Origin of the sequence: Nostoc sp. CHAB 5715 (genome assembly GCF_020829685.1) — a bacterium.
Classification (GTDB): Bacteria; Cyanobacteriota; Cyanobacteriia; order Cyanobacteriales; family Nostocaceae; genus Nostoc.
Map to the genome: position 1 here is coordinate 1 of NZ_JAIVFR010000085.1, position 11,986 is coordinate 11,986.

The window sequence follows — 11,986 nt, forward strand, 5'->3', positions numbered from 1 at the left end:
GGTACAATCGCCGACAAACTTTTAACTAGTATTAGCAAGCCAGTTGTCTTGGACGGCTATGCAATCCGAGTCTCTGCTAGTATTGGCATTAGTGTCTACCCATACAACAGTCAAGACAGTGAAACTTTAATGAAACAAGCAGATGCAGCAATGTATCGTGCCAAGCACCTGGGTAAAAATCGCTACGAATTTGCTTAATTAGTCAATAGTCAAGTCTCCAGAGTAATTACATTACTCTAACTTTATCTAAACAGAATACATGCGTCAGTCGTCAGAATTCAGTATGAATTCTGTACGAGTGGCGGATGAATAAATGGGTTTAAGACCCCCACCAAATCGTAGATTTGGTGGTGCAACAATTCAGTGGCGGGTCTGAATCCCCAACTGATTGATTCTGACCGGAGGCGGAGCGTCTCCGGCTCCGCTCCTGGATTCAGAATAGCTGAATTCTTCTTCAAATATCTTTACTATAATTAGATTTTAAATATACACTAAACTAAGTATTACTTAAAATTTTTCTGAATTCTTAGCCAATAAACGTAGTGTTTATACTTAGAAGTATTAAGATATTATTAATATATACTGGTTTAGACAAAACGCTTACAGTAATTAATTAACATATCTAACTTTGGACTGATGTAAAAATAACACATTAAGAATATCACTTAAGTAGATAAACTATTAAATAACAGCAGATAAAGCTTAATTTATAAAAGTTTCTCATAATTACTTGTACACCTTCAACAATATTGAATTAATTTAATAAAGTTATTTTTTCAAAAAAGCTAGTAAATATACGGTATAAATAAAAAAACGTTTTTTAAATAAGAAAATAGTAAATTTACTGAAAGCTATGAAGACTAACTTCCGAATCAAAAAACTTATAATATTCTCTATAGGTGCTTATATCCTAATACCGAAAATTGCATCTTGTACAGATATGTTCAGTACTGCAAGCGCTAACGCTTTTGGCGCTACTAGCAGTAACACCTTAATTGGCCGCAAAGTCAATTCTCAAAATTTAAAAGACATGTATATCCCACCAAATTATGGTGGCCCCGACAGTCAGCATGGTAGCGGCACCCGCTAAGGGACTTCCAACTAAAAAAATATCCTATCGCGGTGTAGGCAGCGGGGCAGGGAGCACTTAGCTGGGGGAGAAAGAAAAATATTATCTAAGTAAATTGGATAATTTATTTTCTGGAAGTCCCTAATAGCAATTTTGGATTTTAGATTGACCCCATGCGTGAAGCCATTGTGATTAAGTTATAGGCTAAGAGCTACTGCCACTCAATTAACGAGGGAGTAGGGAGTAGGGAGTAGGGAGTAGGGAACCCCATACTTAAAAGTAGGGGATTTGATATCGACGTTTTGGGTGTCGCCCTTCGGAGGCCTCCACCCAAATAATCTATCGGATCCACGGATAAATCCGGGGGCTTGCGACCCTAAAAGGAGTAGGGGATCTCTCTGTTCCCCCTACTCCCTCTCCCCCACTCCCTACTCCCTGTTTGGTGAACTGAAATTTCCCCTTTCACCAGCTAGTGATAACGACCTAAGAGCATCAGCCGTCCAAGCGCTGCGGCTACATGAGAAGGGATTAAAAGCTTTTACTAGAAGCTTGTTCGGGAAACTTTAATCAAGATAATAGTCGAGATTTCCACCAATGATGTGTTTGTACAAGTGCGTGAACTTGCCAATTCGGATCTGGCTGAGGATAATCTAAACGGTAGTGTCCACCTCGGCTTTCGGTTCTAAAAGCAGCACTTTTGAGAATTAAATCAGCGACATCTAATAAATTGCGGGTTTCTGCCCAAAGTCTTAATTGCCGTTCAACATCTGGGATGTCAAAACTAGCTGGTTCTGCGGGACGTAAAGCAAGCAAGAATTGACTTAAAGGCAGGATAGCGAAATCTTGCTGCCAAGATTCAATAGTAGCGATCGCAGTTTCCAACCTTGATTGCTCTCGACAAATACCAGCACTTTCCCACACTAGACGTGGTAACTTCTCTCTGAGTGCTTCTAGCTGTGCTTGCTGAATATACCACTCACTAGCATCAGCACTAAATTTCTGTAATGGTAGTACTGGTGTTTCTGACGGCAGCCCAATATTTTCCAACTCTATTTCGGCCATCTGGGCCCCAAACACAATACATTCTAGCAGGGAATTACTGGCAAGGCGATTTGCCCCATGCACCCCGGTACTAGCAGTTTCACCCACCGCGTATAAACCACGAATATTCGTGCGATTCATCAGATCCGCGACAATGCCACCCATCCAGTAATGGGCAGCAGGGGCCACAGGAATTGGTTCATGGAAGACATCAACTCCCCAATGCTGACAAACTTTGATGATGTTGGGAAAGCGGTGACGAATCTTGTCGGCAGGTATGGGGCGCATATCCAACCACACATGGGCAGTAGCTAAATCAACGGCGGTACGTTGTAAATGGCTGAAAATTGCTCTACTGACCACATCTCTGGGTGCGAGTTCACCCGCAGGGTGGTAGTCAAAGGCAAAACGCCGCCCTTCGTTATCGACAAGGTGTGCGCCTTCGCCGCGTACAGCTTCGCTAATGAGAAAGCGATCGGCACCAGGTTTAGTCAGGGCTGTGGGGTGAAATTGCACAAATTCCAAATCGCGCAGGATGGCGCCAGCCCGATATGCGATCGCTACTCCATCACCCGTACTCACCGCTGGGTTAGTAGTTTGGGCAAATACCTGACCGCCACCTCCAGTTGCCAATACTACAGCACCAGCCCTTACCCATCTGATTTCACCTTGATAAAACAGGCTTATTCCCTGACAGCGACCATTTTCGGGTTCAATCCACAAACTCAAAGCCAAAGCTTGCTGAATGACTTGAATATTCTGGCGACGTAATACTTGGGTTGCGAGGGTGGTGGTAACTTCCCTGCCTGTGGTGTCAGCTGCGTGGAGAACACGGTTGCGAGAATGGGCAGCTTCTAAAGTTAAAGCTAAGGCTTGACCATGACGGTCAAAAGCAACTCCCAAGTTAACTAGAGATTGAATGCAGTTAGGTGCAAGTTGGGCGAGAAATTCTACGGCGGTGCGATCGCACAAACCTGCACCTGCCCGGATCGTATCTTCAATGTGCAGCGTGGGAGAATCTTCCGGGGCAACTGCTGCGGCAATACCGCCTTGCGCCCAATCACTGGCGGATAAAGCAACAGTTTCTTTGGTAATCAAGCCGACTCGCAAGGAATCTGGTAGACACAGCGCTGTGTATAGTCCAGCAGCACCAGCGCCGACTACTAAGACATCAAATTGGCTAGGAATATCTATCTGAGACAAGGTAATGGGGGAGGGGGCAGGGGGCAGGGGGCAGGGGGAGCAGGGGGAGATGAGGGAGTAGGGGGAGTAGGGAAAGATAAAGATGAGGTAGAAAAATCTACTTTGTCTCTCTCATCTCCCTCATCCCCCTCATCTTCCTCATCTTCCTCATCCTTTCCATCTGTAATAGAATATCCCACTCCTTAGAATTAGGAGTGGGCTGCTATTTGCTACATTAACTGCAACGTGCAGTTATTTGTAAATGCCGTTGTTAAAGCGATCGTCTCCTTCGTTGAAGGCAGGTTCTAGTTCTGTCACGGTGAACTTATCTAAGTTCGCTTGCAGGGTTTGTTTCTGGCGATCGCTCAATCCTGGAAGATCCAATACATCCTCTACATTTTTGTAGGGAGCATTTGTGATAATTTTCTTAGCTAAGGTGGGATAAAGCCCTGGATACTGTTGAAAAGCTCGGACGTTGGTATTATTCAAATCAATTTTTTTACCAAATTCCGTTCTTAGCTTCGCATCTGCCCGATTCTGCCGCTCAATTGCCAGAATTGGGACTTGAGGCAATGCAAAACTGTTGAAACTAGCAGCTTGGGCTATCTGAGTTGTTCCCAACCATCCCCAGCAACTAAGTAACAAACTAAACACTGTTAATAAACGCACCAATCCTTTCACGATTTTCTACCTCTTTCCATCAAACAGAAATAAAAGTTTTAAGCTAACAGCAGTCATTAGTCATTAGTCATTAGTCATTCGTGAGAGTGTCAAGGACAAAGGACAAAGGACAAAGGACAAAACCTGATAGCTTAATCAACACAGCAGTCATCAGAAACTAATATACAGCGTATTAATATCCACAATATTTGCCGTTACAGGGTTTGACTATACTTTTGCCAAAAATTTTCATCATGCTAAGAGTGCCTGCATAGCTGCAATAGCCTTGTATCCATGATCTTAGTAGCATTCCTAGCTAGCCAAAATCTTTTCGGGGTGGATGATTCTACCTCCCAAGCAGACACGAAACCGTCAGATATCTAATACCGAAAAACCTAGCAAGATGAGTTGATAGTGATGGACTCTTATGTAATATTTCTTAACCTATTAATCATCTACAGCATCATTCTTGATCTACCGTAGACTGATCTGGAAAAAGTTTCGGTTTTGATATTACACAATTTTTTAATATTCACGCTGCGATCGCAGCTAACAAAAATAGGCTGTCTACCAAAATCGTGCTTAAAACTGCGCCACTAAAGGCATACCAGTGTCTTTCCTTTTGAACTAAAGGCAAAATTCCCATTGTCAAGAGGACTAAGGCCAGAAATATGGCCCAACTTTGTCCCCAAGGCGCTTGTACTTGTATCAGAGCATTTTGTAATATTTGCGGTGCTACATCTGCATCTACTATCATAATTTGCCGCCAGTAGGGCATCAATTTTACTATATAAAAATATACGTCTGTTAACACTGTACCTAGTAAAGAACCTAAATAAAACCAGTTACCTACCTTGCCCCAATTCTTCGCCAAACACCAGCAAGCAAAGGGTAATCCTATAGACTCTACTGGCAGATGCCATGCAGGTTCCCAACGTAACCAGCCCCAGTAAATCGCTCCTGCTAACCAACTCCAGCTAAATCCTAAGAGCAAATCTCCCCATATATAAGTTGCAGGACGTGACATTAAGGTAAAACTTAGCCACACCCAAAATGCTGTCAGCGCTAAACTTAGACTTGGTAGCGATCGCACTATTGGCGCTTCTACAAATACTGGTACTGTTACCAAAAATACCGCCGCCCCAAACACTAACCAAGTTTGTTGGGAAGAGATAGCGAGGGGGAGGGGAAAAGTGGCAGATGAGGAGAGTATTGACTCTAATTCGTTGATGCTCCTCTGTGCAGCTTTAGTTGAAGGCAATTCGGTATCAATAGAGGAGGTAGAACTGGTGTAGGAGAACAATGTATTATTAAGCAAAGTTTTTAATATTTGTTACTAAACTTTATCTTACTTAAGATATCACATTTAAAAATCCCCCCCTATGGCATTTTTAGTTTACCAAAGAAGGAGAACAAGAAGAAAAGGCAATACTGTTCGGTTAAGCATTTCTAACTTGGAATTGGGTTTTGGGAAAAGGTTACTGGGTTTGGGTTAAAGGTTTTTCTTTCCCCTTTCCCCCTTAACCGAAAGGTATTGGAAGAAAAGGGGCAGGGGTTCTCCCCCTACCCCCTGCTCCCCTGCCTCCCCCTCCTCTTGTTTGGTAAATTAGTGACGCGCCTTTGTGGGGATGAACGAAAAACCGATGTTTTTTTTCAACTCTCATCCTGGTAAGTTCCCCAGGCAGTTGTTTGTGTAAATAGTTGAAATGACAGCGATCGCTGGTAAACTGATGACTCTATCAAAACGTCAATGGTTCGGGGTATTAAGTGCAGCATCTGTAACTTTTTCGGTGGTTGTATTTGATCTCAAAGTTCTGGGCGCCCAACCTGTAGGGGAAAATGGGGTGCAACAGATGAATATTTTGCAGGCGATTGTTTTAGGCTTTGTGCAAGGAATGACCGAATTCTTGCCGATTAGTAGCACAGCGCATTTAAAAGTCGTGCCTGTGGCTCTTGGGTGGGGCGATCCGGGAGTAGCTTTTACCGCTATTATTCAACTCGGTAGTATAGCAGCCGTACTGTGGTACTTTTGGGGGGATTTGAGACGAATTTTCAGGGGAGCGCTCAAAGCGATCGCTCACAAAGATTACGATGACTATGACTTTCGCTTGTTCTTAGGAATTATTTTAGGAACACTGCCAATCATCTTCTGTGGACTTTTGATTAAGAAATTTATCCCAGACTTTGATAATTCACCCATTAGAAGTTTAGGAGCGATCGCAATTGCCTCCATAGTCATGTCGCTGTTGCTGGGGTTAGCAGAAAAACTAGGCAACCGACAACGCGACTTTGAACACCTGACAATGCAAGATGGGGTTTTGATGGGTTTAGCCCAAGCTTTGGCATTAATTCCTGGTGTTTCTCGTTCGGGTTCCACCCTAACATCAGGGCTATTTATGGGATTAAAACGAGAAACGGCTGCGAGATTTTCTTTTTTGCTGGGTATTCCCGCCATTACGCTAGCAGGGTTAGTCGAGTTAAAAGATGTGATCGCAGCAGGATTAACCAGTGCAGCAATAGTTCCCATAGTCGTAGGAGTGATTTCTGCCGCAATCTTTTCATACATAGCGATCGCTGGATTGCTACGCTTCCTCAAAACCCAAAGCACTTGGGTATTTATTTGGTATCGGCTGGCATTTGGGGTAGCAATCTTGAGTGCGATCGCGGCAAGATTTTTGCAGAATAGTTAATAGTCATTAGTCATTAGTCATTAGTCATTAGTCATTAGTCATTAGTCATTAGTCATTAGTCATTAGTCATTAGTCATTAGTCATTAGTCCTTTGTCAGTTACTAATGATTAATGCCCCATGCCCCATCCCCAATGCCCCATCCCCTATGTCTACCATTCATCCTGCCCGAATTACCAAAGTATTAGCTGATTCCATAGCCGCAGAAATTGGCTTTGAAGCCGGGGATGCGATCGTTGCTATCAATGGTACACGTCCCCGTGATTTAATTGATTATCAGTTTTTGTGTGCTGATGAAGTTTTGGAACTAGAAGTTTTAGACGCGGCTGGTAAAACTCATAGCCTGGAAATCGAAAAAGATTACGATCAAGACTTAGGGCTAGAATTTGAAACTGCCCTATTTGATGGCTTAATTCAGTGCAACAATCGCTGTCCATTTTGCTTTATCGATCAACAGCCACCAGGTAAACGCACCAGCTTGTATTTAAAAGATGATGATTACCGTCTGAGCTTTTTGTACGGCTCTTATCTTACCCTAACCAATTTGCCAGAAAGAGAATGGCAACGGATTGAGCAAATGCGCTTGTCTCCGTTGTATGTTTCTGTTCATGCTACCGAGGCTGAAGTAAGAATTAGACTGCTGAAAAATCCGCGTGCGGGGCAAATCTTGCAACAACTCAAGTGGTTTCAAGAAAGGCGACTACAAATTCATGCTCAAGTAGTTGTTTGCCCTGGTATAAATGATGGCAAACATCTGGAACAAACTCTCAAAGATTTAGCGTCCTTTCATACTGGTGAAGTGCCTACGGTTGCATCAGTGGCAGTTGTGCCAGTTGGATTGACACGATTTCGGCCTCCAGAAGACGAACTCATACCTGTAACTAGGGAAAAAGCAAAAGAAGTGATTTTCCAAGTGCAAATTCTCTCGCGGCAATTTCGCCAAAAACTCGGTTCTAGCGTTGTTTGGTTAGCCGATGAGTGGTTTTTGATTGCAGGTGAGGAATTACCCAGCGAATCTGAATATGAAGAATATCCCCAAATTGATAACGGAGTTGGTTCGATTCAATTATTTATCAAGCAATTTGCCACCGTTGCAGCAGAATTACTACCGCCAAAAGTATATCCTCAAAGAAAGTTCACTTGGATAGTAGGCAACGCCGTAGAAAAAGCATTTCAACCCATTTTGAAACGCTTAAATTTTGTTGAAGGTTTAGAAGTAAATATGTGTGCTTTATATAGTGATTATTGGGGACAAACTATCAGTGTAACCGGATTACTAACTGGTCATGATTTGCTTTTAAATCTAAAAGGGCAAGATTTAGGTGATGGTATTTTACTACCAAATGTAATGTTAAAAAATGGTGAATCAGTGTTCTTAGATGATATGAGTATTGAGGAATTAGCTGACAAACTAAATACAAAGATTTTTCCTGTAGCAGGAGTTGAAGATTTAATCCAAACATGCATTTTAAATTTTGCTCAAGTTTAGTTATCAAAAATAAGTTATTCTTCGGAGGTAATTTATTGTTATGCTAGATGATAAATAAGAAGTAGTATCTAATAGTTAATCCATTGAGGAGTCAGGAGTGAAGAATCAGGAAAGATATCATAAAAAGGCAAAATCACAAATAAAAAAAGCCGGATTCTTCATTTTAAGTTTTAACTTTTTAACTTTAAATAGTTTTAATATTTTGCCAGTAACGGCGGCGACTGAAGAACCTGTATTGAGCGTAGTGTATGGTCAAGAAAATGCAAATCAGTGGAGAGGGATAACTGACCGCTTACAGACAATAGGGGTGAAATATTGTGTAATTCCCCTAGCTGATGTAAGGAGTGGGGCAGATTGGGGCGATCGCCGGGTATTATTTTTGCCAAATGTCGAGACATTAACGCCAACCCAAGCGATCGCTCTCGAAGAATGGATGAGTAAGGGAGGGCGTTTGATTGCCAGTGGCCCTGTAGGTAGTCTGTCAGCGCCGGGAGTGCGTCAGCTATTGCGATCGCTTTTGGGAGGTTACTGGGGATTCAGCCTCAGTGACACAGAACAGATTAAACCCACAAAAACCAATATTCCAGAATGGGCAAATCAAACTGAACTCTTTGGCAAAGTGCGCGGCGGCGTTGTGATTCCTAATGATATGGGCAGTGAATCTCCTGCTGTTTGGAATTCCAAAGATAATCCAGCCGCAGTAGTGACAACTGAGCGTTCCACCTTTTTGGGCTGGCGCTGGGGAACAGACACAGCAACAGCTGCTGGGTTAGATAATGCCTGGTTAAAAGCCGCTCTCAATCACTATTTGACAGCGCCACCGCCATCGAATCGCATGAAAAAAGTAGAAGGAGGTTCCCCAAACTGCTCGACAACAGTGGCGACTGCGCCGAGGGTGCAGGGGGAAACAATTCAAAATTCAAAATTCAAAATTCAAACTCCCTCATCCCCCTCATCCCCCTCATCTCCCTCATCTCCGTCATCCCCTCCTCCTAAAATTGCCACTGCTCCCATACCTAAACCGCTTCCTATAGTCAAACCCCCAAGTTCCCAAGAGGCTATTGACCAATTAGAACAAGCGGTGCGTCTGGATGTTGCACCCAACTCCAATGAACCGATTGACAACAACCAAGCGATCGCTCTCCAGCAAGAGCTAGAAAATCTGATCGGTCGGGTGGAAAGCGCTAATTTAGCAGTGTCAGCCGATGCGGCTAATGTTGGTGAAGTTACATCTGAAGATAAGCAGTCCTCTATGCATCTGCACACCTACACCTCCCAATCTCTCAAGGAGCAACCCACGCAATTAGCCTCAACTAAACTGGGGGCGCTAGGCATGAGTAAAGAGCAAGCCTTGGCACAGGTAAAGGTAATTGCCAAAAACTTCCCCCTATTGATTGCCCAAAAAAACTATGCTCTAGCTCGTCAGCAGTGGCTAAAAGCTAAAACGACTTTGTGGCAGCAGTTTCCTGTTGATCAAAGAGTAGCTCAACCAGAAATTCGGGCAGTTTGGTTAGATCGCGGGACGATTGTTCGTGCTGGTAGCAAGGCGGGACTAGCCCAGATTTTTGATCGCCTAGCTCAAGCTGGGATTAATACTGTCTTTTTTGAAACTGTTAATGCTGGCTACACTATTTATCCGAGCCAAGTGGCAAAAGAGCAAAACCCGTTAATTCGTGGGTGGAACCCACTAGCAGATGCGGTGAAATTAGCCCATGAGCGAGACATGGAATTACACGCTTGGGTTTGGACTTTTGCTGCTGGTAACCAACGTCATAATGAAATTCTCAACCTTAATCCTGATTATCCAGGGCCAGTGCTGGCGGCTCATCCCGATTGGGCAAACTACGATAATCTTGGCAACATGATTCCCGTTGGTCAAACTAAGCCATTCTTCGATCCAGCTAACCCCCAAGTGCGCGAGTATTTACTCAAGCTGTATGAGGAAATTGTCACTCGCTATAACGTCGATGGTCTACAGCTAGACTACATTCGCTACCCTTTCCAAGACCCATCAGCAGGTCGAACCTACGGCTATGGCAAAGCTGCAAGAGCGCAATTTCAGCAACTTACTGGTGTAGATCCGGTAAATATTTCCCCTAGTCAACCAGACTTGTGGCAAAAGTGGACGACATTTCGCACCCAGCAAGTTGATAGCTTTGTTGCCCAATTATCACAGCAGTTGCGACAAAAGCGACCGAATTTGATTTTATCGGTTGCAGTATTTCCTTTGCCAGAACTAGAGCGGATTCAGAAAATTCAACAAAACTGGGAAACTTGGGCAAGGCGGGGAGATATAGATTTAATTATTCCCATGACTTATGCTCTGGATACTTCTCGCTTCCAACGACTGGCCCAACCCTGGATTGCCTCTAAACAATTGGGATCTACCTTGTTAGTACCGGGAATTCGCTTACTTTCTTTACCAACAATTGGGACATTCGATCAACTCCAGTTGGTAAGGGACTTGCCAGTTAGTGGTTATGCACTCTTTGCCGCAGAGAATTTTAACAACGATCTAGAAAAACTCTTTAGTAGCACCCAAGGTAGGATTCAATCTACAACAAGTGAACCCATTCCTCACCGCCAGCCTTTTCAAACTGCCGCCATTCGTTACACCGCGCTGCAACGGGAATGGAAATTTGTTTTCCAAAATGACCAACTACGAAGACCGGCTCAGACAATATCAGATTTTAACAACCAGGCAGAAGTTCTACGCAGTGCTTTAAATCAGCTTGCCGCTTCGCCGAATCCTAGCAAGTTACTAGTGGCGAGAGCCTCTCTAACTCGGTTCCAGTCTCAATTTCGGGTATTGATGAGACAAGAGCTTAAGTCAAATTCCTATCAAGTCAAAGTTTGGGAAAATCGGCTTGTAACTATAGAAAGGCTATTACGTTACGCCGAACGGCGTTTGCAGTTGCGTCCTTAGTGAAAAGGCAGGGGGAGCAGGGGAGGATGAGGGAAAAATCAATTCAAAATTAAAGAACTTCTGCCTCCTGCCTTCTACCTCCTCTTTCCCAATACCCAATTTCCAACTAGCTAGATATCAGCTACTTTGTAATTCTTAACACACTTTTTGTAGTGTTTATAACCTAAATATTACTACTTGTTTGAAACTAGAGGTAACACTAGTATTAGTTCTTTTGAGGTAGAACATCATATTCTCGTTGAGAGCCAACTACTCAAGTACAAATGGTTACTAGTACGCGCTATAGTACCTAAAGATACGACAGGCGAACCTGCTCGCCTCATTGAAATTTCTGTGGATATTACCTCCTGTGTACAGGCAGAAGTATTATTTCGTGAGAGTGAAAGACGATTTCGCCCCATCTTCAACAGTTCCTTCCAATTTATTGGGTTGCTGATAACAGAGGGTATCGTGCTAGAAGTTAACCAAACAGCACTCCACTTGGGGGAACTACAGCCACAAGATGTAGTTGAGCGTCCATATTGGAAAATATGGTGGACGCTACTTCTCAACCAACAACATCTGCAATATTTACTTTCCTCCAGCCCAGGAGTAATTTACACCTGCAAGAGTTATGCAGATTTTGGTAGTACATTTATTAGGGAAAATGTTGTCGCTATCAGGAGCTATCAAGTGCGGGAAATGCTCAAAGGAACTAGCTTTTGGGCTAGCGAACTCCATTCGTTGTTGGAATCCTTTTCTCGCACCATTAATATTAACAATATACTAGGCATTGGATTAGGAATGAAAGTTTTAAAAAAGTAGATATAGGACTAATATTTGATTTATGAAAAAGCTCGGTACAGATCGAAAAGCCTAATTCCTTATTCCCTACTCCCTACTCCCTACTCCCCACTCCCCGCCCACGTAGATAATTTCAAAAATCAAATAT

The 11,986-nt window shown here is 43.2% G+C and carries 10 protein-coding genes; 7 read left to right on the forward strand and 3 right to left on the reverse strand.

The window, feature by feature from the left end:
• Positions 1–198 (forward strand): diguanylate cyclase (locus LC574_RS07060; protein WP_229452351.1); only part of this gene is annotated, 198 nt, incomplete at its 5' end.
• Between the two features lie 742 nt (positions 199–940).
• Positions 941–1,090, forward strand: a complete 150-nt coding sequence (locus LC574_RS07065) for a hypothetical protein (protein WP_229452352.1) — start codon at positions 941–943, stop codon at positions 1,088–1,090.
• Between the two features lie 546 nt (positions 1,091–1,636).
• On the opposite strand, the gene nadB is transcribed toward LC574_RS07065, so the two are convergent.
• Positions 1,637–3,313 carry an L-aspartate oxidase gene (gene nadB / locus LC574_RS07070; protein WP_229452353.1) on the reverse strand — a complete coding sequence of 559 codons (1,677 nt, stop codon included), beginning with the start codon at positions 3,311–3,313 and terminating at the stop codon, positions 1,637–1,639.
• Between nadB and LC574_RS07075 the strand changes: the two genes are divergently transcribed.
• Positions 3,287–3,499 (forward strand): hypothetical protein, encoded by a 213-nt coding sequence (locus tag LC574_RS07075; RefSeq protein ID WP_229452354.1) that lies wholly within the window; start codon positions 3,287–3,289, stop codon positions 3,497–3,499. The two genes, nadB and LC574_RS07075, sit on opposite strands and share 27 nt — an antisense overlap.
• 45 nt (positions 3,500–3,544) lie before the next feature.
• Here the strand turns inward: LC574_RS07075 and psbU are convergent, their stop codons facing one another.
• The gene (gene psbU / locus LC574_RS07080) at positions 3,545–3,973 is read right to left on the reverse strand and encodes a photosystem II complex extrinsic protein PsbU (protein WP_229452355.1); all 429 of its coding nucleotides are present in this window, start codon (positions 3,971–3,973) and stop codon (positions 3,545–3,547) included.
• A 511-nt stretch (positions 3,974–4,484) separates the two neighbouring features.
• Entirely contained in the window at positions 4,485–5,270 is a 786-nt protein-coding gene (locus LC574_RS07085) for a DUF3120 domain-containing protein (RefSeq protein WP_229452356.1), read from the reverse strand.
• Positions 5,271–5,682: 412 nt separating this feature from the next.
• On the opposite strand from LC574_RS07085, the gene LC574_RS07090 reads away from it, so the two are divergent.
• The 4 genes from LC574_RS07090 (at position 5,683) to LC574_RS07105 (ending at position 11,859) form a co-directional block, all read left to right on the forward strand.
• Positions 5,683–6,642, forward strand: coding sequence for an undecaprenyl-diphosphate phosphatase (locus tag LC574_RS07090; RefSeq protein ID WP_229452357.1), 960 nt, complete (start codon positions 5,683–5,685; stop codon positions 6,640–6,642).
• 146 nt (positions 6,643–6,788) lie between these two features.
• Complete coding sequence (locus LC574_RS07095; protein WP_229452360.1) at positions 6,789–8,129, forward strand: TIGR03279 family radical SAM protein; 1,341 nt, start codon at positions 6,789–6,791, stop codon at positions 8,127–8,129.
• 97 nt (positions 8,130–8,226) lie between these two features.
• Positions 8,227–11,055, forward strand: a complete 2,829-nt coding sequence (locus LC574_RS07100) for a family 10 glycosylhydrolase (protein ID WP_229452358.1) — start codon at positions 8,227–8,229, stop codon at positions 11,053–11,055.
• Between the two features lie 177 nt (positions 11,056–11,232).
• Positions 11,233–11,859, forward strand: a complete 627-nt coding sequence (locus tag LC574_RS07105) for a PAS domain S-box protein (RefSeq protein WP_229452359.1) — start codon at positions 11,233–11,235, stop codon at positions 11,857–11,859.
• Positions 11,860–11,986: the final 127 nt, after the last annotated feature.